The organism is Rheinheimera sp. 1928-s (assembly GCF_029269265.1).
GTDB lineage: Bacteria > Pseudomonadota > Gammaproteobacteria > Enterobacterales > Alteromonadaceae > Pararheinheimera.
Genome location: NZ_JARIXP010000001.1, coordinates 806,065 through 826,715, shown reverse-complemented (window position 1 = coordinate 826,715; position 20,651 = coordinate 806,065). Strand labels below are relative to the sequence as shown.

The window sequence follows — 20,651 nt, the reverse complement described above, 5'->3', positions numbered from 1 at the left end:
TTCACCTAAAGCCAATTAAAGGTTTTTGCTACAGACAGCGAAAAAGTGGGTTCGCCTAAATCATCCAGTGCCAGATCGGTGTCATCAAAAGCAGCTGTCCATTTTGCGCCTAACCATTCACTGACCAGAGCCACACGCCAGTGATGATAACTGCCGTCTGTGTCGCGCAAAAATTTGTCTGTGTCTGTCGAGGTGGATCGATCGCCAGACAGGAGCAGCGTCAGATGGTCAGTCAATTGAACCGTCTGAGTCAGCATAATGATGTAATGCCCGCCACCAGCACCAAAATAATCCTTGGCATACCAGTAACTTAGTTTGGTGTTTTCATAAGACACTTTGATGTACGCTTCAGGATAATCAAAAGCGCTGCTTTCACTGCTGCCATAATAGGTGTAATGAGCCACACCAAAATCCAAAGCCCAGTTGTTACCTAAATCGGTGTAATAACCCGCATAAAAATCAACTTCAAAATCCGTGTTTTCGACAAAGCTGACGTTCGATCCCCAGGTTCCGACATACCAACCAGAATCAGATACCCAGTCCAGACTTGGCTGCAAGGCCGGATCATCTTCGGTTAAGGTAATACCGTTAAATAAATAGTTGGACGTAAGAGTCACTGTAGAGCTTAAGTTCGCCAGAGCTGCCGGGCTAAGCACCAACATAAGCAGAGCGGGAACACCGAATTTTTTTAACATCCGCATAAAAACTCCAATGCCGATTAAGAATTAAATTCAATCACTTAGATTAAATTCATTGTTTTAGCTTTTAAGGTATAGCAAGAGTTTCAAAAAAAGCCCGCAGCCTATGCAACTTCCCCTTTTTAGCTATAGACATCTAAACACCCAGAAATCTCTTTATTTCACAGCTAAAATCGGGTTAACTGGTCCTGAAATCTTTCAGGAGCATAAATCAGATGTTTAAAGTAAATAGCTATTTTGACGGCAAGGTGACATCCATCGCTTTTCAGGGTGAAGCATTACCAGCCACTGTCGGTGTAATGGCACCAGGTGAGTACGAATTTGGTACCAGTCAGCATGAAGTTTTAACTGTGATTAGTGGCGCTTTAACCGTATTATTGCCGGGCCAGACAGAGTGGCAAAGCTTCAAAAGCGGAGCTGTGTTTGAAGTGCCTGCCCAGGCGAAGTTTCAACTCAAAGTTGAAACCGACACCGCCTATCTCTGCACTTATCAATAAGGTGTGTATCCGACACGCCTTTTCAGGGAAAACTGATGTATGCGTGGTATGGGAACAGCAGCCAAAAGAGCAGATGCGCCTAAACAAACTGAAGCTCTTAATCTAAAGCAAACAGTACAGTATATGTGGCCCTATATCTGGGCCTTTAAAAGCCGGGTGTTGTTGGCCGTGGCCGCGCTATTGGCCGCTAAAGCTGCCACTTTGTATTTGCCTTATGCCTTAAAACTCATCATAGACGACTTAGATCCCAGCTTAAACTCCGTATTAACTTTGCCACTGGCGTTTCTTTTCTTTTACGGTTTCTTAAGGTTTGGCGCTGTTTTTTTTGGTGAAGTGCGGGATGCCTTGTTTAGCAGGGTGACAGAACATGCGATGCGTAAAGTGGGGCTCAGAGTATTTAATCATCTGCACCAGTTGGAACTGAGCTTTCATTTAGACCGCCAAACCGGTGGCATAAGCCGCGATATAGAAAGAGGCACCAACGGTATCAGTTTTCTGATGCGGTTTTTGATGTTTAATATAGTGCCTACCCTGTTGGAAATACTGCTGGTCGCCGTGATTTTTGCGCTGTTATTTTCGTACTGGTACGCCGTTTTAACTTTTGTTGCTGTCGCTTTGTATGTGGCCTTCACTTTTTATGTCACTGAGTGGCGCAATAAATACATCCGCGAAGCCAATCAGGCCGACTCGGCCACCAATAGCAGAGCAGTCGACAGCCTGCTGAACTACGAAACCGTCAAATACTTCAATAACGAAGCTTATGAAGAGCGTACTTACGATCAGTTTTTAGCCAACTGGGAACAGGCCAAACTGAAAAACCGTATGTCGTTGTTAGCGTTAAACTCAGGCCAGGCGTTGATTATTGCCATCGCTATTACCCTGATGATGTGGATGGCAGCACAGGGTGTGCTCGACAAAGAGCTGACGCTGGGCGATCTGGCGATGGTGAATGCCTATATGCTGCAGCTATTTATCCCTTTGAATTTTTTAGGCTTTGTTTATCGTGAAATCCGCCGATCTTTAACCGATCTGGAAAACATGCTGGGGCTGTTGAAAAAAGAAGCACTGATTAAAGACAAAGCCGATGCGCCAGAACTTCAATTACAGCAAGGCCGTATTGAATTTAACCAGGTGCAGTTTAGTTATCAGGCTGGCCGCTCTATTCTGAACGGCTTAAGTTTTGTGGTCGAACCCGGCCAGAAACTGGCGATAGTAGGGGCTTCTGGCGCAGGAAAAAGTACCATAGCCCGGCTTTTATACCGCTTTTATGATATTCAAAATGGCAGCATTTGTATTGATGGTCAGGATATTCGTGATGTGACTCAAAGCTCATTACGCCAAAGCATTGCGATAGTACCGCAGGATACGGTGCTGTTTAATACCAGCATCAGAGAAAACATTCGCTACGGTAAACCTGAGGCCAGCGAAGCTGAAGTGGATCAAGTGATTAAGCTGGCTCATCTGGACAGCTTTATTCAAAGTTTGCCTCAAGGCGATCAAACCTTAGTGGGTGAGCGTGGTTTAAAAGTATCAGGCGGTGAAAAACAACGTATTGCCATAGCCAGGGTGTTGCTAAAAGGTTCGCCTATTCTGATATTTGATGAAGCCACCTCAGCGCTGGATTCTCATTCAGAAGCCGCCATCTTAAAAGCTTTACGTGAACTGGCAAAACACCATACCTCTGTGGTCATAGCGCATCGTTTATCTACTGTGACTGATGCAGACACCATTTTAGTATTGCAACAAGGCGAAGTGGCCGAAGCCGGCACACACCAGCAATTGCTGGCTCAGCAAGGGCTCTATGCACAGTTATGGGCCAAACAACAAGAGGCAAACCCCAAAACGGAGTAAAGCCTGGTTAAGCAAAAATTAAGATAAGTTAAGCAGAGTAAATGCCGGGTAAAGAGCTGAACCCGGCTTTGTTTTTTTGTTCTGATGACGGTATTTATCATCACAGGACAAGAAAACCATTATGTTGTTACGTCAGTTTATTTTTCCTATCACCAGCCTGGTGTTACTTAGTGCCTGCGGCAGCAGTTCGTCTGAAGGCAACGATACCTATCCGAGCAGTTATCTGCAGTTTTATAACGGCTCGGCCAACAGTGCCACCACGACCCTGACCTTAACCGACAGCGATGAGGTTGAAAGTACTCTGGGTTCAGCTCCTTTTGGCGACAGCACCTCGCTGGTCACAGTAAGCGACGAAAGCTATGATCTGGCCTTCACTTATACCGACAATAGTGGCGATGTTCAGACCGTACTGGAAGATCAGGTCAGTATGAAGACCAGTCAGAAGACTGTGCTTTTTATGGTGGACAGCTACGAAGCGCCAAAATTACTGAACTTAAGTTTTGTGCGGGATGATGAGCTGGACGATCAATTTAAAATTTACTTTGCCAACCTTCTGGCAGAAAACAAAAGTATGGACCTGTATATCAGTAGCTCTACTGAAGATTTTTCTGATGCAGATTTTGTTGCGACCACAGCTCAGTATGGGTTCAGTGAAGCTATGACTTTTGATAACGGCAACTATATTTTGTATTTAACAGATGCCGGTACTCAGGAGGTTATATTACAAAGCCCTGTCTATAGCTTTAGTTACGAAACCGAATACATTCTGGCTTTGCGGGATAATGCAGGCCCGTTAAAACGCAAGATTGCGTTGGATGTGATAGGCAATACTACTACTGTGTACCCGCTTGAAGATGTCAACAGCAATGCTCAGTTTCGCGTATACAACAGCCTGAATGATTTAGACCCAGCCCAGATTTTCGTTGGCAGTACCAGTGGCACGCCAATTTTTACCGACCTGGCCGCTGATACCCTGACATCCTATGTCGAAATTCCACATGGCGATTACAGAGTGACCTTAACTGCAAACGAAGGAGCCAGCCAAATCCCTAATGGTTTATTGACATTAAATCAGGGCCAAAGCAAAAGCCTGGTGTTTTATCGGGATGAAAATGATCAGCCAACTGTATTAGCCGTCACGGACAGCGACACTCCGCAGGTATACGACTTTGTGTTTAACGTGGTAAATGTGGTACCCGACTTTGCCAACGTCAGCATTTATTTTGTACCACCAGGCAAAACTATGGAAACTACGGCTTACTACATCAGCAGTATCAATGACGCCACCAGTGCAAGCATCACCTTACCTCTGGACAGCTATACCGTATTGCTGGTTCGTAAAGATTTAAACAACAACAAAACCTTGCTGGCACAGACTGCTGAAATTGAATTTATTCAGGGTAGTACTTACCTGCTGGTGGCGGAAAAAGACCCGGACACAGAAACAGGTTATAAAATCAGTCTGCAATACTAAAAGTCAAACTGACTTTGTGGCAAAGACCCGCCTGAGCAACGGGTCTTTTTATTTATCTTCGATTGAGGAGGTTCCAGCCATGATCGGGCTATCCACCTTACTTTAATCTGGCGTCGCCCTTCCTTGTCATTTGTTTTTCCTTTAAATTAGCGCCCAGTTGAAATAATCAGATGGAGTACAGCATGACCTGGTTTTTGTTAGTGGTCGGCCTGGTGTTATTGGTCGTTGGCGCAGATTTACTGGTAAAAGGAGCTGCTCGTTTGGCGGGCTCTTTTGGTATACCGGCTTTAGTTATTGGTTTAACAGTAGTGGCTTTTGGTACCAGTGCGCCAGAATTAGCAGTCAGCGTGAAAGCTGCTTATTCCGGACAGGCTGAACTGGCTATCGCCAATGCTGTTGGCAGCAATATCTTTAATGTGCTGTTTATTTTAGGCGCTGCAGCGATGATTTCTCCTCTAATTATTTCACGCCAGCTGATCCGCCAGGACGTGCCAATCATGGTTTTAGTCTCAGTCCTGGCCATGTGGATGACGTTTGACGGCGCTATCACACGCTTTGAAGCCGCTATTCTGGCTTTGGGTTTAGTTAGCTACACCTGGTTTTTATTCCGCCAGGGTAAAGCTCAGGGTGTGGACACCGCGGATGAAGAAGTGGAAGAAATGCTTAAAGCCAAAGTTCCAACCTGGCAAAACCTGTTGTTATTAATAGGTGGCTTAGCGCTGCTGGTTTTAGGTTCACGTTTTCTGGTCGACAGCGCCGTAGAAATTGCACGCGCTTTAGGGGTTAATGAAGCCGTTATTGGCCTGACTATTATTGCAGCTGGTACTTCCCTGCCAGAAGTAGTGACTTCTGTGGTTGCTACTTTAAGAGGCGAACGTGATATAGCCGTAGGTAATGTGGTTGGCAGTAATATTTTTAATATCCTTTGTGTCTTAGGAATTGCAGGTGTTGTCTCTCCTATCCCACTGCTGGCAGGCGAGCAAATGGCCATGGTCGACATTCCGGTGATGGTGGGTGTGGCAGTGCTTTGTGTACCACTGTTTTTCATCGGCTCTGTACTGAACCGCATTGAAGGTTTGTTATTTATGCTGCTGTATATTGCGTACACCTGGTATCTGGTCGCTGTGGCATTAAAAGAAGCTTACTTGCCAGACTTACAGCAAGGTATCTTATTTGGCTTGCTACCACTGGTGGTGTTTTATGTTGCCGCTTCTTTTATTCACGACAGGATAAAAAATAGAAAAGCTGTTTGATCATAAAGGCTTACATTCTAAACAGCAGGCCCAAATGGGCCTGTTTTTTTTAATACAACAATACCTTTGCTAAACAGACTAAAACGCCACCTTTTAGGTAGCGTTTTAATTTGAAGTTAGTCTTTGTGGCTTTTATTTCGTAAGGCCAAAGGGTCGGCGTTCAGGCCAAAACCCAGCAGAGGCAATAACTCCGGTATTTCATCTTCCGGAATGCCTACTTTGTGAAAATGCTTTACCACATACTGCAAATCATGGCCTTGCTCTTTGAATTGTTGTGCAGTTTTTAAATGCACAGTACGCATAAAGTTGGATGTCATGGCAGTCACTCCCTGAAGAAAAAGCGACTGTCATAGTGGTGAAATATCAGCCAGCAGGCAAGCAATTTTCGACGAAAATTTGCACAATTTTTCAAAAAAATTCTAAGCTATTGATCCGGTACAAGATCCCTTTTTTGATTATTTGGCCAGCTTAAATTTTCGACTCAGCAGCTTATCCAGCCATTTTTGTGGCACCAGCCGCGCCAATAAAGGCAAAGTTACAGCCCCATGACCTATAGCCACTACACCGCTGCAATCTTTTTTATGTAGCTGTTGCATGAAGCTTTTGGCAAAGCTTTCTGCTGACGTAGGCTGATTCTGACTGGCATTGGCGCGCAACATCACACCTTCCCGCATGGGCCACCAGAGAGAATCTGGTTTTAACAGTTGTTCAGCTTCCTTGCTGGCTCTACGGGCAAAACCTGTATCAATAGCTCCAGGTTGTACTGTCAGTACTCTGACTCCCAAAGGAGCTAATTCCATCCGAAGCGCATCAGACAAACTATGCAAAGCCGCTTTGGATGCACAATACACTCCGGCAAAAGGTGTGGTTAATACACCAGACACACTGCCAATGTTCACCACTAGCCCTTTACTTTGTATAAGCAAAGGCAAGCAGGCCTGAGTTAAATCCATTACAGCAAAGACATTCACTTCAAACTGTTGGCGCAAAGCTTCAGCACCAGCATCCAGCACAGGCCCAATCACGCCAAAACCAGCATTATTGATCAGAATATCGAGTTGGCCTGCTTGCTGTTGCAGCTGTGCTACAGCCTGTTGCACTGAATCCGGATCCGTCATTTCAAGTGCAATGGTCTCGAATCCATGTCGCTGTAAAGCAAGCAAATCGGCCTCTTTTCGTGCTGTGGCAAATACCCGGTAGCCTTGGCGTTTGGCTTCCAAAGCCAGAGCTTTACCTATGCCGCCGGAGCAACCTGTAATCAATAGGGTTTTCGTCATGCAGAAGCCCGCTGTAACAAATGTTGCTCTTCCGGTCTTAACGTCAGCACAGCAAAACCAGTGTCTGTGACTGCTATTGTATGTTCCCACTGTGCAGAGAGTTTTTTATCTTTGGTGACCACTGTCCAACCGTCGGATTTTTGTTTAATGCGCCTGTCGCCCTGATTGATCATCGGCTCTATAGTAAACACCATACCGGGTTTTAATGTCAGGCCAGTGCCTGCTTTGCCGTAATGCAGAATTTGTGGTTCTTCGTGCATTTCACGGCCTATGCCATGACCACAGTATTCCCGCACCACCGAATAACCATGCTGTTCAGCGCACTGTTGCACAGCTGCGGCTATATCTCCTAAACGAGCACCGGGTTTCACCTGATAAATGCCCTGCCACAGCGCCTGATACGTCACATCCACCAGTTTTTGCGCCAGCGGGCTGACCTTGCCAATACAATACATTTTGCTGGAATCGGCTATAAAACCCTCTTTTTCCAGCGTAATGTCCAGATTAACAATATCGCCCTCTTTGAGAATGTCCGTCTGTTTAGGCATGCCATGACACACCACCTCATTGATCGAACTGTTCAGCACATACAAATAATCATACTGTCCTTTGCTGGCTGGCCTTGACCCCAGAGGTCCACGGATAAAAGCTTCGACTGCATCATTAATTTGCATAGTGCTGATACCGGGTTTGACCAAATCATCCAGCATCAGAAAAACTTGTGCCAATAACTGTCCGGCTTTGTGTTGGATATCCAGTTCAGCCTGGGTTTTCAGATGGATCGAGTTCATTCAGCAAGTCCTGCAAAGTAGATGATTTATTTTTTAGTAATTTACGACACAACTGTTGGTAACTGAGTTGCGGATGCAACTCAGCGAGCATACCCACTCGGATCCAGAATTCAGCCTGCGCATTGATCGAACGGGCCATCACTTTACTGGCTTCGCGCAGATCGTCATGTAGATCGTCCGATATTTTTACTATGCCCATAGATACACTTTATATACGTTATATATATTCATTGTATGAAAATAATCAGCATGATGCACTTAAAAAACAGTTAAAAACTGGTTATGGTATGACATAGAACAATAAACCATCTGTAACAGTGGGTTATAGTTCAGCATCAGCAATTGGGTTTGGAACTTAGACTGAGAGTCAGTACATGAGCTTATTTAACGATATTTACAATGCAGTCGAGCGACAGTTTTTTTATAGCCTGACATTAAAAATTGTTGGCAATATTGGCTTTTTAACGCTGATTTTCTGGCTGGCGATGTTTGCAGCTTACCCAGCTGAAGGTAGTCCGGGACAAAGCTGGTGGTGGATCCTGATCCTCGGCACCGGGGCTTTTATCTTTACCATAGGGTATCTGATGCACTTAATAGTGCGGCCAGTGAAAGCTTTGGTGCATGCACTGCAACAAGCGAATCAGGCCGGCAGCGATTTAAAAACCCGTTTACCTGCTTTTACTTTTGACGAATTCCGTACCTTGTCTGAGCAATACAATTTATTTGTTGATCAACTGTCCAGCATGCTGCGGGACATTCATCAGCAAGCGTCCAGTAACTTTCATGTCAACCAGCAAGTGGCAGAAGCAGTGCACAGCACCAGACAACAATTGCAGGGTGCCGAGCAAAGCAGCCAACAGATCCGTGCCCAAAGTGATCAGTCTTTACAACGTCTGGCAGAGATAGTACAGAGTAACGATCAGGTGATAGTGGTAGCCAGCAGCACCGTACACAACGCGAAAACAGCCAGCACTCAACTGAACCAACTGACCACACAACTGCATAAAATTGAGCAGTTATTGGCGAACTTTGGCGGCACTGTCACAGGTTTGCAGAAAAACGCCGAAAACGTGCGGCAGATTTTATTGATGGTGGAAAACTTTTCTGATCAAACCAACCTGCTGGCGCTGAATGCGGCTATTGAAGCAGCACGGGCTGGTGAAGCTGGCCGTGGCTTTGCCGTAGTGGCAGATGAAGTCCGTACTTTGGCCGCCAAGGTCAATAGCGCAACAGGCCAGATCTCAGGTTTTCTGAATGAAATGGATGTATTGGTAAGGGACACTAAAAATGAGTCAGAACAGCTGCAACAGCAGGCTGGTGAAGCTCAGCAGCAAATTCAACACACCAGTGGCGATTTCAGCCAACTGGAGCAACAACTGAAAAATGCCCAGCAACAGCTGAACCATATTCAGCAGCATGTGCAGCAACTGGCGCATAGTTCAGAGCAAAACCATCATCATCTGACCGAAATAGAACAAGGGACCAATTTGGCGTATCAGCAAATGGCCGCTATCGATCAGGCCACAGAGCAGTTATTGTCCGGCACTAAACGCACTCAACAACAACTGCAGCCTTTTTCAGCGGCTTAGCTTTTATTGCCGGGACTTTCTAAAAAGTTGCGAAACACCATTAAGGTGTTTCGCAACTCATATGGATTGAACAACCTTTATCAAAATCACATTTCATTTCTTCAGAGCAGATAGCTGCACGGTTTTCCACAAAAAAATTCCACAGAAAATTATGCAGGCCTTTATTAAAATCTTGCCCTTGGTTATGGCTAAATTCAGCATAACCTGAACGACCAGAATAGGTCAGACGTCCTTTAACTGGCTGACAGCTCCCGGACTCCAGCAACTGGCATACTATATAACTGCCAGTATTGGCCTCAGCGTAGGCAAATTTTGGCATATCGACAAAGACCCGCTCTGTACTCTGTTGCAGAAACTCAGAACCATTCCTGGAATTGCGCATGACTTCATCCAGGGTCGTGGTTACTAACTCCGTCTTATTCACAGAGCTCTCTTTTTTACGGTGAGTTGACTGTTTTGCCAAAGTGCTTTCAGCCACTTCAGAAGCTGCACTGAGTTGTGCCTTACCCGCATCCAAACAGCTCTGTCCATCCAAGGGATCGCATGGCAAATAGGTCGCTGTATATAAAAGGTTTTCCAGAACAGCATTGCGAAAAGCCCATAAGACTGTGGTCGTAAGGCTGTTGGTATTCGCACAATTCAGTTGAGGATGGCAGTGCACTTCAAAGTCATAATCAACATGCAGTAACTTACCCGATTGTTTTGACCATACCCGCTTTGCCAGCACTTTTTGTTCAACATCCATGCGGTCACGAAAGTGAAAATTCACCTTATCGTATTTATAAATCTGACAGCTCACCTTGTTCTGATGAACCGCTTGAAAACAAGGGTCAGTATCAGCTTCTGCAGACAAACTACAAAAACCAGACACCACAACAAGCCACAGTAATGCCGCCTTATAAATGATACTCACTCCAACGCTCCTTGTTAAAAATGTACATAATCAACAGGCAAAGAACCTCATCAACTGTTCAACAGGGCTTGCCAAGGCACTGCGTACCTAAATTGAATTTACTTATTTATATATTGTTAAATTTTATGCGTCAATACAGGGGCCTGAACTATGGCCGCTTATTCAGTTACTTCACTACTTGTTTTCTCATCATTAATCCTATTGTCCTGTTGCAGCGCTTTAACCAGCTGCAACACAGCAGGGTGAGTCAATTTACGTTCGGGTGATATGGCGTAAAAACGCTCTGTCACCCTGTGGATCACTCCTACTTTTAACAGACGATAGTTGGTTAACAACTGAGTTTCCAACAGCAAAGGGGCAGCAAAAGCCCCAAGCCCTTGCTGCGCAAAAGCTTGCATTAAAGCACTGTCATCAAATTCAGCCACTACATCAGGCTGCACCTCCACTTCATTAAACCAACCCATTAACTGCTGACGAATAATGGATTTTTTACCTTGTAATAAAAATGGCTGATCGTGCAAAGAACGCGGAAAATCTGAACTTAACGGCCCTGCTAACGCCTCGCAGGCATACACCGCCATAGGGGATTCTGTGACTAAATGACTGTAGGCTTTGACATGACTGCCAGGCGGTATCGGCTGATCAGACAACACCATATCCAGTTTATTAATGGCCAATTCGGACAAAAGCCCAGCCTGCTCACCTTCGCGGCAAATCAGTTTAATAGGCAGCTGCAGAACAGGTTTCAGCATTTCGTAGACAAAAGCCTTCGGCAGTACGTCGGTAATACCCACACTGAAGTTTTGCCAGCTGCTGTGCTGACGGGTCAGTACAGCTTTCAGCTCGTCTCCTAACTGAAAGATATCAGCAGCATAACGTTGCACCACCACTCCCAGTTCAGTAAGGATCAGTCGTTTGCCCTGGCGGGAAAACAAGGCGGTGCCTATACCATGTTCAAAAACGCTGATTTGGCCACTGATGGTTTGGGGGGTGATATGCAGCAGCTCGCTGACACGAGCAATACTGCCGTGTTCGGCCACCAGATAAAAATAATAGAGTTGGTTGTAATTAACAGGAGTCATCTTTGCTCAATTATTTACGAACATATTGGCAGTTATATTCGATTTTTACTGACAAAGTAAAGAGCGTATAACTGTCTTCGTTGTGACAGTTCCCGCTGAATTTCACAGTAACAGTTTAACCCATAGGCCCATCCGCGCCTTTTGCCCCTTGCTCGCAAGGGGCTTTTTTATGCCGTGATCTTTCAAACTTCAGCTACTTTGCAGATACAATGGCATAACAGAGTTAAAGAGCGCTAATGATGATCCACTACCCCGCCATTTTTAAGTTCGCAGGTCAGGATGAACTGATTTATCTGGCCGACTCCTGCAGCTTCGAGCAGCAGTATCAATTACAACAGCCTTATTTAACGCCGGATGATCTGCTGATTGATGCCACAGGTCAGGCTTATCTGCTGTATCAGCTAAAACCAGACCACAGTTCTTTGCCAGCGCCATTGCGGCTGATTGGACTGCCGGAATTGACAGCTCTGGTGCAGGCCCATTTTTTTGCTTTAGCCCAAAGTTGTGTAGTAAAAATTCAGGCACCTTCTATCGCGGTGTTGTTTGGCCTTTTGGCTGATACCGACGAATAGCAGCTTGTTCTATAGATGATTGCTGTTTAAATTGGTGCAGTTTCAGACAGAGGACACATCAATGGCCGTTGAATTATTAGTGGGCTTGCACATCAGCAACCCAGAACTTTATGCTGAGTATCGCCGTCAGATGACGCCTTTATTGCATCAGCATCAGGGGGGTTTTGGTTGTGATTTTATGGTGCAACAAAGCCTGAAACCTGCGGATAGTGCAATCAACAGAGTGTTCACCATTTATTTTGCCAGTCAGGAACTGATGGATAACTTTTTTAGCCACCCGGATTATCTGGCGATACGGCAACAGTATTTTGAGCCCGCTGTAGCTGCTTCACATATTCTGGCGAGCTATCAAAAAGCGGACTAATGGCCGTCAGAGCACGGAAAGTCACAAAAAAACACTGTGCCCTGTCCTGGTACAGAATGAAAGCCAATGCTTCCGCCCATGGACTCAATAATAGCTTTGCTGATTGCCAGGCCAAGACCTGTACCTGAACGGGCTTTGGTATCTGAGCCATCGGCCTGGGCAAAGCGCTGGAATATTTTTTCCTGAAAATGCAGAGGGATCCCTTCACCTTTGTCTTCGACCTGAATACGGATTGTGTTGTCTATCCGGTAATAACTCAGAAAAACCCCGGCACCGCTTTTTGAATACTTGATGGCATTGGACAATAAATTGCTCAGCACTTGCTGCAGTCTATGGCTGTCCAGCTGCATCATTAAGGATTCGTTGTTCAGTAAAGACAGTTGCACTGTAAACCTGTCGGCATAAGGCTGATTTTGGCTGATCGCCTGCTGGCACTCCTGCGCTAAATCACAAGGTTGCAAATAAAAGTCCATTTTGCCTGCACTGAGTTTTTCCATATCCAGTAAATCATTCACCAGCAGTTGCAGGCGTTTGCTGTTCTGACTGGCCACTTTTAGCATGGCCAACGCTTTTTCAGGCACAGCACCCAATACCTGATTAGTCACCAGATCCAAGGCGCCGCTAATAGCAGTAATGGGAGTACGCAGTTCATGGCTGACTGTTGAAATAAAATCAGTTTTCATCTGCTCCAGCTGCTTTTGTTCGCTGATATCATGCATCAACACTAAAGCGCCCAATAGCTGACCTGAACGGCTTTTCAGTTGCTCTCCCCGACAACGCGCCCAGCGCGGAGCCTGGTTTTTCGCTTTAATACAAATATCCTGCCCTAGCACAGTTTCGCCATGGAAGGCCCTGAGCAAAGGAATTCGTTCCACCGGCAAAACAGTGTGTCCATCCTCTTCATATAAATCGTAATAATGGCTCCACAACTCTGAATCACATTGGCGTACATCCACACCGTGCCAGTCGCGTGCCACCTTATTAAACTGTTCCAGTTGCCCTTCGCTGTCACAAGCCACCAGCGCGTCAGGAATGGAATCAAGTAACAAGTCCAACAATTGCAGTTTATGCTCGGTTTGCAGTTTTTGTTTATGCTCGTTCAGGCGCTCCATCACTAAAGCGGCCAGCTTACGCAATACAGTTTTGTCCTGCTCCGTCATTTGCCTTGGTACACGGTCAATGATGCACAAGGTGCCCAAGGCATAACCTTGCTCGTTGATCAACGGACAACCTGCATAAAAGCGAATATTTGGAATAGTACAAACTAAAGGATTGTCAGCAAAACGTTCATCTTGCGACGCATCCTCAACAATAAAAATATCGGGCTGTAAAATAGCATGGGCACAAAAAGCCAGTTTGCGATCGGTCTGACACACATCCAGCCCTTGTCTACTTTTAAACCACTGGCGCTGTTCATCAATTAAAGACACCAGTGCTATAGGCACCTGGAATAAAGTAGCGGCTAACGAAGTAACAGCATCAAAAGTAGCGTCGGGTTCGGTATCCAGGATCTGCAACTTAAGCAGCGCCTTGAGTCTGTCCTGTTCATTATGGGGAACTACAGCACCTTGCATCTATGCACTCCTTAGCCACTGAATCACAAAAGTTAAGTCTTAAAACATATCACAAGATTGATAATCTGTACCTTATAACAACGGATCCTTAGCTTCAGACAACAGATGCACTAAGTCATCAGGGACAGGCTGAGCCTGTAATACAGGATAGCGACTGGAGCCAGGATTGCCCAAAGGTAATTGCCCGGTTAAATGACCCAGAGGGGTCAGCACAATACGTAGCAATTGACCTCTAATTTCAGGCCAGTCTGTTTGATCCGCTGCCAGCTTCAGCATTAGCCAGTGGCTTTGCAGATGCAACACGAAATGGTGTTGACCCAGAATATGAGCCCGTTCTAAATGAAACCAGGCTTGTGGCCATAATTGTTCGTGCCGTGCCTGCTGCGCTTGTTTGATCTCAAGATGGTAGGCTTGCTCTGCCGTTGAAGACTTAACTGAAGACATGAATAGAGAGCTCCGATATCGCTAAATAATCTTTACAATGACGCGCCTTTGTCACCCAGTCAAGGCTTTGTATTAAGCTGCTTTGGCTTGAGTTTTAAGGTTGTTTGTATTAGGGTGGCGGCAGTATTTTTTGGTGACACTGGCAAGCAAAACAGCATGAACAGAAATCGGGGTCAGGTATCCTGGGTTAGTTTAATAGTGCTTATCAGCTTACTCCTGTTTAAAGGAGTGGCAGCTGCCGCTATGTTATGTTGTGGCCCTGATCATTCAGTACACCCCGCCAGTCATTCGCTATCCTCAGATACAGATCACAGCATGATGGAGCATCACGGCCATCGCTCTGCGGCAGTTGAGCACAACAGTATGCCGGATGGCTCAGATCACCAGCTTATGGATGAACTTCAGACAATGGACGACCAGATGATGATGGATATGCATCAGTTATCCTGCTCAGGTTGTGCTGTCAGTTGTGCCGCGGCTGTGCTGATGGTCAATCCAGCGGATTTTATCGCTGACCCGGTACAAAACGAACGTATTGTGAGTTTCACCCCTTTCCTTTTCCCTCTGACAGGTTCTGGCCTGGAACGACCTCCCCGTTTATACAGCTGATCTCTCTACTTGCACCATCAAAAGCCCGTTTTAGTGCTTTTATCTGGTGTGACTTTTCAGCTTCACTAAACAGGATTTTTTTATGTATCAGCTTATTTATCCGGCGCTTTTTGGCGCCCTGGCGTTGTTTTATACAAAACCAGCAATGGCCTCTGAAAAAGAGCAAACACAGCTTCAGCCACTGCATTCAGTGGTCATGCAAAACCACACTACAGACTGGAAACAAGCCAATCAAAAAGTTGCCGAACTGGGTGGCTGGCAATTTTACGCCAGTGAGGCGGGAGCTCATCAGGGCATGGATCACTCCCAGCATGGTTCAGGGGCAATGATGGATCATTCCGGGCACAAGATGCCGGTCGATCATTCACAACACCATCATAAGCAGCATCAACAAATGGATCATTCACAGCATTCTATGCCAGAGGATCATTCAAAGCATCACCAGCAGCATAGGGATCATTCACAGCATTCTACGACTGAGGATCATTCAAAACATCACCAGCAGCATAGGGATCATTCGCAGCATTCTATGCCTGAGGATCATTCAAAGCATCACCAGCAGCATGGGGATCATTCGCAGCATTCTATGCCTGAGGATCATTCAAAGCACTCAAAGCCACAACCCGTTAAAACAGGAGATGAACATGAGCATCATCACTAAACTGAGCCCGCTGGCGGCTGTGGTACTGCTGAGTGCCTGCGCCGGAACTTCAGGACTTAATACAACGGATTTGGTGCAACAACAAGCTGTTGTGCAGCAGGTGCAACTATCCGCAATAGATCCTGCATTAAGGACTGAGGCAGAGCAGGAAATTGCCCTGCTGCTGGCAGAACCTTTAACGCAGCAAACTATCAGCCGTATTGCGGTATTAAATAACCCGGATTTTCTGGCCGCTTTATCATCGCTGGCCATTAGCAAAGCACAATTAACTCAGGCCGGGTTATTACCAAATCCTGGTTTTCGGGTAACCCGAAGCCGCTCAGAAGAGGGTTACAACACAGAGCTCGATTTTTCACTGAATTTATTTAACCTGATTTTTCTGAGCCAAAATAAAGCTATTGCTCAACAACAAGCACATCAGCAACAGCAGCAAGTCGCGTTACAACTGATGGATTTACTGACAAAAAGCCGCAGCGCTTTTATAGAAGCTGTAGTGGCAGAGCAGCGTTTTAGTTATCTGCAGACAGTGCAGGAAGCCATAGATGCGTCAGCAGAACTGGCTAACCGTATGTATCAGGTGGGCAATTACAGTGAACTGCAACAAGCCAGGCAGCTAAAATTTGCTGCGGAAATTCGCCTGCAATTGGCCAAAACTCAGCAACAACAGCAACAAAGCCGTGAACAACTTTACCTTCTGCTCGGGTTATCAGCCTCAGATACAGCACTGCAATTACCTGCCCATTTGCCTGCAATTCCAGCCACTTTGCGCCTTCAGGACGATCTGGAACAACAAGCGCTGACACAACGACTGGATCTACAGCAAGCCAAAGCAAAGTTAGCTCAACTGGAACTGCAGCTGGGATTAGAGAAAAACAGCCGTTTTGTCCGGGGTTTGTCCGCTGAAGTTGCAGGATCAGTGCAGCACAGCGCAGAACGGGAACTGGCATTAGGTGTTGAACTGCCTTTGTTCGATTCAGGTTCAGCCCGCATCAGCAAGGCTGAAGCAGAGTATGTACAAGCCTGGTGGCAGGCCAAATCGCTGGAGAAAAAAGCCCGCTCTGAAGTGCGTCAGGCTTATTCTTTACAGCAAAGTTCGTATCAGATAGCCCGGCACTATCAGGAGCAATTAGTGCCTTTAGCGCAAAAAATTAATCAACAAAATGTGCTGCGTTACAATGGTATGTTAATTGGCGTATTTGAGCTGATTGCTGATACCCAGGCTCAGGTAGAAACAGTCACAGGACAAATGACGGCACAGCGGGATTTTTATTTGTCAGAACTGCGCCTGCAACAAGCCTTATGGGGCAGCCCTTCCCTGCCACTGTCGACAGAAACTGACACCACAAACAGCGCTGCCTCTGCAGCTGGCCACTAACAGGAGAATGTTATGTTAACCCGTCGTGATTTATTAAAAAAAGTCGGTACCATTACAGCTGCTGTAGGTGTGGCTGCTGTTAGTCGAAGCTCAATGGCGGCTTTGCCTGAACCTGTTATTCAACAATCCGCCGATACTATGGATCCGTTAATGCCAAACACTGGCAGGCCTTACAACCCTGTGGTCACTTTAAACGGCTGGACTTTGCCATGGCGTATGAACAATGGCGTCAAGGAATTCCATCTAGTGGCAGAGCCCGTGGTGCGTGAACTGGCGCCCGGCATGAAAGCGCATTTATGGGGCTACAACGGTCAGTCGCCTGGTCCTACTATTGAAGTGGTAGAGGGTGACAGAGTGCGTATTTTCGTCACCAACAAGTTACCGGAGCATACTTCAGTGCATTGGCATGGTCAGCGTTTACCTAACGGTATGGATGGGGTGGCAGGTTTAAATCAGCGCGCTATTCAGCCTGGTAAAACCTTTATGTACGAATTTGTTGCCCGTCGTCCCGGCACTTTTATGTATCACCCTCATGCCGATGAAATGGTGCAGATGGCGATGGGAATGATGGGGATGTGGATCACCCACCCTAAAGAGGCGCATCCGCATATTGATGAAGTGGACAGAGATTTCTGTTTTCTGCTCAACGCTTACGATATTGAACCCGGCAGCGCTACCCCCAAAATTATGACGATGACCGACTTTAATCTTTGGACCTGGAACAGTAGGGTATTCCCTGGTATAGACCCTTTAGTGGTGCGCAAAAACGACAAAGTGAGGATCAGGGTCGGCAACCTGACGATGACCAACCACCCTATTCATATTCATGGTCATGAGTTTACCGTAACAGGCACAGACGGCGGCCCTGTGCCTGCTTCAGCACGCTGGCCTGAAGTCACTACAGATGTGGCTGTAGGCCAGATGCGCCAGATTGAACTGATTGCCGACGAAGAAGGTGACTGGGCTTTTCACTGCCACAAATCGCACCACACCATGAATGCCATGGGCCATGATGTGCCAACATTGATTGGGGTGGATCACAGTGGGTTGATGCAAAAAATCAATAAACTGGTACCGGAGTATATGGTGATGGGCGAACGGGGTATGGCCGATATGACCGAAATGCAGATGCCATTACCAGCTAATACCCTGCCGATGATGTCTGGTGATGGCCCTTTTGGCTCGGTAGAAATGGGCGGCATGTTCAGCGTATTTAAAGTGCGTAAAGATCAGACTCCTGGTGATTATAAAGATCCGGGCTGGTATCAACACCCAGCCGGCACAGTGGCACAGGAATGGACAGGAGAAGTACCACAGGTTACTGCTGCACAAGCTGAAACTGCAGAAGCAACTGTGGAGCTGAAAGTGAAAAAACCTGGTGCACATCACCACCACTGATCCAGTTGCTTCTTTCACTACCCTTTCATCTGCGAAACCTCAGCCCACACTTTCCGGGCTGAGGTTTCTGGAAAAAACGTTTTTCTGGCCAACTTCTGTACAAAAAAACAGCATCATGACAACTATTCGCGCCCCTCTTATATCATTTAGAAATACCTAATAACCAAAACAAAAATAACACACCTGTTACCAAATGTAATCAAACCCAGCATTTTAGCCGCTCATAGAGCGCAACTCATCGCAAAAAAAATATCTAAACACGAAAAAATGAAAACAAAAGATTAAATTTGATAAATATAAACCTATTTACATTAACAATATATTGACCAATTATCATACCGCCTGCCCAACACATTAACTAAATAAGGGACAGGGGCTTCCACGGATGAGGCAATTCACATAACAATAATTTGAGAGAAAAAAATGCAACATAAAACATTCAACCTATCCAAAGTCTCATTGCTTACCTTGTCCGCACTTTCCTTATTGGCTACTGCTGCACAGGCTGCTCCGCAAAAATCAGGCATAGTTTTAGAGGTTCAGGAAACCCAAGCTGTGGAACCACCAACCCGCTTTATCGTGAAATATAAAAACGCAGCTACGTTATCTGCTCAGGGTCTGGCCAGTGCTGCAGCCAGCTCAGTAAATCAGTTAAAAACTCATGCAGCTTCTGAATTATCCAGCCGTGCTGGTGAACCTATGAGCTTTGTGCGTTCTTTAGCGGTGGCTAACCGCCATGTAGTGAAAGCCGAACGTCGTCTGTCTAAAGCTGAAACAGCGCGTACCATCGAGTTGTTAGCTCAGGACCCTATGGTGGAATCGGTTGAAGAAGACCGTATGTTGCAAATTGCAGCTGTACCTAATGATACTCAGTACACCAGCCAATGGCATTATTATGAATCCACTGGTGGTTTACGTGCGAACACAGCCTGGGACAATGCTACAGGTACAGGTGTAGTGGTTGCCGTATTAGATACTGGTTACCGCCCACATGCTGATTTAAACGCTAACCTTCTGCCTGGTTACGACATGATTTCAGACAGCTTTGTCGGTAATGATGGCAATGGCCGCGATTCAGATGCCCGTGATCCGGGTGACTGGATTTTAGCAAACGAGTGTGGTGGCACACACGCTGCTCAGGATTCTTCATGGCACGGTACTCACGTTGCCGGCACAGTTGCCGCTGTAACCAATAATGGTTCTGGTGTCGCTGGTGTGGCTTATGGTGCAAAAGTAGTACCAGTACGTGTGCTGGGTAAATGTGGTGGTTACACCTCAGATATAGCTGACGGTATCATCTGGGCATCAGGCGGCACCGTATCTGGTGTTCCGGCCAACGCTAACCCGGCTAAAGTAATCAATATGAGTTTAGGCGGTTCAGGAGCCTGTGACTCTACCACTCAGGCTGCTATTAACTCAGCCCGTTCACGTGGTTCAGTGATAGTTATTGCCTCAGGTAACGATAATGCTAACGCCAACAACTTCAACCCAGGTAACTGTGCTGGTGTAGTGAACGTAGCAGCAACCAACCGCAATGGTGGTCGCGCTTATTATTCTAACTACGGCACCTCAATTGATGTGGCAGCACCAGGTGGTGCCATGAACTCAGCCAACGATCCAAATGGTGTGTTATCTACCTATAACACTGGTACTACAACGCCTGGTTCAGACAGCTATGGTTATAGTCAGGGCACGTCAATGGCAGCACCTCATGTCGCTGGTGTTGCAGCGTTAATTGCTCAGAAAAAACCTGGTGCTACACCAGATGAAATTGAAACTATTCTGAAAACCACAACCCGTTCATTCCCTGCTACCTGTAACAACTGCGGTACTGGTATTGTTGATGCAGCTGCTGCTGTAGCTGCTGCGTCTGGTACGGGCGGCGGCGGTGGCACTGGCGCAACCTCGACAGTCAACAATATCAGTGTGGCGCGTAACGCATGGAGATACTACACAGTGACAGTTCCGGCTGGCATGAGCGTGCTGACAGTGAACACCTCTGGTGGTTCTGGAGATGCTGACTTGTATGTACGTCGTGGTTCACAACCTACCACTTCTGCTTACGATTGCCGCCCTTACCTGAATGGAAATAATGAAAGCTGTACCTTCAATAACCCTGTTGCAGCCACTTACCATATTGGTATCCGTGGTTATACAGCGGTATCAGGTGTAACGTTAACGACGTCTTATCAGCCTTAATCCCTGGGCTTTTAGGTGAAGATCCCGGCA

21 protein-coding genes are annotated in these 20,651 nt (G+C 46.3%); 12 read left to right on the top strand and 9 right to left on the bottom strand.

From position 1 onward, the window contains the following. Window positions 1–5: 5 nt before the first annotated feature. A complete protein-coding gene (locus tag P3C17_RS03695) occupies window positions 6–701 on the bottom strand; it encodes a TorF family putative porin (RefSeq protein ID WP_300928156.1) in 696 nt (231 codons plus the stop codon). A gap of 212 nt (window positions 702–913) precedes the next feature. Between P3C17_RS03695 and P3C17_RS03690 the strand changes: the two genes are divergently transcribed. The 4 genes from P3C17_RS03690 to P3C17_RS03675 all read left to right on the top strand — a co-directional run bounded on the left by P3C17_RS03690 (window position 914) and on the right by P3C17_RS03675 (window position 5,773). Continuing rightward, window positions 914–1,195, top strand: a complete 282-nt coding sequence (locus P3C17_RS03690) for a pyrimidine/purine nucleoside phosphorylase (protein ID WP_233080413.1) — start codon at window positions 914–916, stop codon at window positions 1,193–1,195. Window positions 1,196–1,234: 39 nt separating this feature from the next. Continuing rightward, a complete protein-coding gene (locus tag P3C17_RS03685; protein WP_300928155.1) occupies window positions 1,235–3,046 on the top strand; it encodes an ABC transporter ATP-binding protein/permease in 1,812 nt (603 codons plus the stop codon). A 121-nt stretch (window positions 3,047–3,167) separates the two neighbouring features. Continuing rightward, window positions 3,168–4,520, top strand: coding sequence for a DUF4397 domain-containing protein (locus P3C17_RS03680; RefSeq protein WP_300928154.1), 1,353 nt, complete (start codon window positions 3,168–3,170; stop codon window positions 4,518–4,520). A gap of 182 nt (window positions 4,521–4,702) precedes the next feature. Beyond that, window positions 4,703–5,773, top strand: coding sequence for a calcium/sodium antiporter (locus P3C17_RS03675; RefSeq protein ID WP_300928153.1), 1,071 nt, complete (start codon window positions 4,703–4,705; stop codon window positions 5,771–5,773). 116 nt (window positions 5,774–5,889) lie between these two features. Here the strand turns inward: P3C17_RS03675 and P3C17_RS03670 are convergent, their stop codons facing one another. The 4 genes from P3C17_RS03670 to P3C17_RS03655 form a co-directional block, all read right to left on the bottom strand. Beyond that, entirely contained in the window at window positions 5,890–6,090 is a 201-nt protein-coding gene (locus tag P3C17_RS03670) for a hypothetical protein (protein WP_300928152.1), read from the bottom strand. 138 nt (window positions 6,091–6,228) lie between these two features. Further along, window positions 6,229–7,050: an SDR family oxidoreductase gene (locus tag P3C17_RS03665; protein ID WP_300928151.1), complete on the bottom strand. Its 822-nt coding sequence runs from the start codon at window positions 7,048–7,050 to the stop codon at window positions 6,229–6,231. Beyond that, window positions 7,047–7,841: a type I methionyl aminopeptidase gene (map, locus tag P3C17_RS03660; RefSeq protein ID WP_300928150.1), complete on the bottom strand. Its 795-nt coding sequence runs from the start codon at window positions 7,839–7,841 to the stop codon at window positions 7,047–7,049. Before map ends, P3C17_RS03665 begins: the two co-directional genes overlap by 4 nt. After that, on the bottom strand, window positions 7,810–8,040 hold the full coding sequence (locus tag P3C17_RS03655) for a ParD-like family protein (protein WP_300928149.1): 231 nt from the start codon (window positions 8,038–8,040) through the stop codon (window positions 7,810–7,812). Before P3C17_RS03655 ends, map begins: the two co-directional genes overlap by 32 nt. 175 nt (window positions 8,041–8,215) lie before the next feature. Between P3C17_RS03655 and P3C17_RS03650 the strand changes: the two genes are divergently transcribed. Next, entirely contained in the window at window positions 8,216–9,430 is a 1,215-nt protein-coding gene (locus P3C17_RS03650) for a methyl-accepting chemotaxis protein (protein WP_300928148.1), read from the top strand. Between the two features lie 40 nt (window positions 9,431–9,470). Here the strand turns inward: P3C17_RS03650 and P3C17_RS03645 are convergent, their stop codons facing one another. Together P3C17_RS03645 and nhaR are read right to left on the bottom strand one after the other, a co-directional pair. After that, window positions 9,471–10,343: a hypothetical protein gene (locus P3C17_RS03645; RefSeq protein ID WP_300928147.1), complete on the bottom strand. Its 873-nt coding sequence runs from the start codon at window positions 10,341–10,343 to the stop codon at window positions 9,471–9,473. Window positions 10,344–10,501: 158 nt separating this feature from the next. Next, on the bottom strand, window positions 10,502–11,425 hold the full coding sequence (gene nhaR, locus P3C17_RS03640) for a transcriptional activator NhaR (protein WP_300928146.1): 924 nt from the start codon (window positions 11,423–11,425) through the stop codon (window positions 10,502–10,504). Window positions 11,426–11,661: 236 nt separating this feature from the next. Between nhaR and P3C17_RS03635 the strand changes: the two genes are divergently transcribed. Both P3C17_RS03635 and P3C17_RS03630 read left to right on the top strand, forming a co-directional pair. Next, window positions 11,662–11,997, top strand: a complete 336-nt coding sequence (locus P3C17_RS03635; RefSeq protein ID WP_300928145.1) for a DUF4144 family protein — start codon at window positions 11,662–11,664, stop codon at window positions 11,995–11,997. 61 nt (window positions 11,998–12,058) lie between these two features. Next, complete coding sequence (locus tag P3C17_RS03630; protein WP_300928144.1) at window positions 12,059–12,361, top strand: DUF1330 domain-containing protein; 303 nt, start codon at window positions 12,059–12,061, stop codon at window positions 12,359–12,361. On the opposite strand, the gene P3C17_RS03625 is transcribed toward P3C17_RS03630, so the two are convergent. Both P3C17_RS03625 and P3C17_RS03620 read right to left on the bottom strand, forming a co-directional pair. Then, window positions 12,358–13,935 (bottom strand): ATP-binding protein, encoded by a 1,578-nt coding sequence (locus tag P3C17_RS03625; RefSeq protein ID WP_300928143.1) that lies wholly within the window; start codon window positions 13,933–13,935, stop codon window positions 12,358–12,360. The two genes, P3C17_RS03630 and P3C17_RS03625, sit on opposite strands and share 4 nt — an antisense overlap. 72 nt (window positions 13,936–14,007) lie before the next feature. Further along, window positions 14,008–14,379 carry a DUF3703 domain-containing protein gene (locus P3C17_RS03620; protein ID WP_300928142.1) on the bottom strand — a complete coding sequence of 124 codons (372 nt, stop codon included), beginning with the start codon at window positions 14,377–14,379 and terminating at the stop codon, window positions 14,008–14,010. Window positions 14,380–14,535: 156 nt separating this feature from the next. Here P3C17_RS03620 and P3C17_RS03615 point away from each other — a divergent pair, with 156 nt between their 5' ends. From P3C17_RS03615 to P3C17_RS03595, 5 genes are all read left to right on the top strand, one after another. After that, complete coding sequence (locus P3C17_RS03615; protein WP_300928141.1) at window positions 14,536–14,988, top strand: hypothetical protein; 453 nt, start codon at window positions 14,536–14,538, stop codon at window positions 14,986–14,988. 82 nt (window positions 14,989–15,070) lie between these two features. Continuing rightward, window positions 15,071–15,649: a hypothetical protein gene (locus P3C17_RS03610; RefSeq protein ID WP_300928140.1), complete on the top strand. Its 579-nt coding sequence runs from the start codon at window positions 15,071–15,073 to the stop codon at window positions 15,647–15,649. Next, complete coding sequence (locus P3C17_RS03605) at window positions 15,633–17,024, top strand: TolC family protein (RefSeq protein ID WP_300928139.1); 1,392 nt, start codon at window positions 15,633–15,635, stop codon at window positions 17,022–17,024. Before P3C17_RS03610 ends, P3C17_RS03605 begins: the two co-directional genes overlap by 17 nt. 12 nt (window positions 17,025–17,036) lie before the next feature. After that, on the top strand, window positions 17,037–18,422 hold the full coding sequence (locus tag P3C17_RS03600; protein ID WP_300928138.1) for a copper oxidase: 1,386 nt from the start codon (window positions 17,037–17,039) through the stop codon (window positions 18,420–18,422). A 423-nt stretch (window positions 18,423–18,845) separates the two neighbouring features. Beyond that, a complete protein-coding gene (locus tag P3C17_RS03595) occupies window positions 18,846–20,621 on the top strand; it encodes a S8 family peptidase (protein ID WP_300928137.1) in 1,776 nt (591 codons plus the stop codon). Window positions 20,622–20,651 lie beyond the last annotated feature (30 nt).

What these genes read in the sequence shown, in the direction of transcription:
- P3C17_RS03655 (WP_300928149.1), bottom strand. Translation starts at nt 8,040, where the DNA reads ATGGGCATAGTAAAAATATCGGACGATCTACATGACGATCTGCGCGAA.
- P3C17_RS03600 (WP_300928138.1), top strand. Translation starts at nt 17,037, where the DNA reads ATGTTAACCCGTCGTGATTTATTAAAAAAAGTCGGTACCATTACAGCT.
- P3C17_RS03695 (WP_300928156.1), bottom strand. Translation starts at nt 701, where the DNA reads ATGCGGATGTTAAAAAAATTCGGTGTTCCCGCTCTGCTTATGTTGGTG.
- P3C17_RS03680 (WP_300928154.1), top strand. Translation starts at nt 3,168, where the DNA reads ATGTTGTTACGTCAGTTTATTTTTCCTATCACCAGCCTGGTGTTACTT.
- P3C17_RS03605 (WP_300928139.1), top strand. Translation starts at nt 15,633, where the DNA reads ATGAGCATCATCACTAAACTGAGCCCGCTGGCGGCTGTGGTACTGCTG.
- P3C17_RS03630 (WP_300928144.1), top strand. Translation starts at nt 12,059, where the DNA reads ATGGCCGTTGAATTATTAGTGGGCTTGCACATCAGCAACCCAGAACTT.
- P3C17_RS03610 (WP_300928140.1), top strand. Translation starts at nt 15,071, where the DNA reads ATGTATCAGCTTATTTATCCGGCGCTTTTTGGCGCCCTGGCGTTGTTT.
- P3C17_RS03635 (WP_300928145.1), top strand. Translation starts at nt 11,662, where the DNA reads ATGATGATCCACTACCCCGCCATTTTTAAGTTCGCAGGTCAGGATGAA.
- P3C17_RS03625 (WP_300928143.1), bottom strand. Translation starts at nt 13,935, where the DNA reads ATGCAAGGTGCTGTAGTTCCCCATAATGAACAGGACAGACTCAAGGCG.
- P3C17_RS03665 (WP_300928151.1), bottom strand. Translation starts at nt 7,050, where the DNA reads ATGACGAAAACCCTATTGATTACAGGTTGCTCCGGCGGCATAGGTAAA.
- P3C17_RS03595 (WP_300928137.1), top strand. Translation starts at nt 18,846, where the DNA reads ATGCAACATAAAACATTCAACCTATCCAAAGTCTCATTGCTTACCTTG.
- P3C17_RS03685 (WP_300928155.1), top strand. Translation starts at nt 1,235, where the DNA reads ATGCGTGGTATGGGAACAGCAGCCAAAAGAGCAGATGCGCCTAAACAA.
- P3C17_RS03670 (WP_300928152.1), bottom strand. Translation starts at nt 6,090, where the DNA reads ATGACATCCAACTTTATGCGTACTGTGCATTTAAAAACTGCACAACAA.
- P3C17_RS03690 (WP_233080413.1), top strand. Translation starts at nt 914, where the DNA reads ATGTTTAAAGTAAATAGCTATTTTGACGGCAAGGTGACATCCATCGCT.
- P3C17_RS03615 (WP_300928141.1), top strand. Translation starts at nt 14,536, where the DNA reads ATGAACAGAAATCGGGGTCAGGTATCCTGGGTTAGTTTAATAGTGCTT.
- P3C17_RS03620 (WP_300928142.1), bottom strand. Translation starts at nt 14,379, where the DNA reads ATGTCTTCAGTTAAGTCTTCAACGGCAGAGCAAGCCTACCATCTTGAG.
- P3C17_RS03650 (WP_300928148.1), top strand. Translation starts at nt 8,216, where the DNA reads ATGAGCTTATTTAACGATATTTACAATGCAGTCGAGCGACAGTTTTTT.
- P3C17_RS03675 (WP_300928153.1), top strand. Translation starts at nt 4,703, where the DNA reads ATGACCTGGTTTTTGTTAGTGGTCGGCCTGGTGTTATTGGTCGTTGGC.
- nhaR (WP_300928146.1), bottom strand. Translation starts at nt 11,425, where the DNA reads ATGACTCCTGTTAATTACAACCAACTCTATTATTTTTATCTGGTGGCC.
- map (WP_300928150.1), bottom strand. Translation starts at nt 7,841, where the DNA reads ATGAACTCGATCCATCTGAAAACCCAGGCTGAACTGGATATCCAACAC.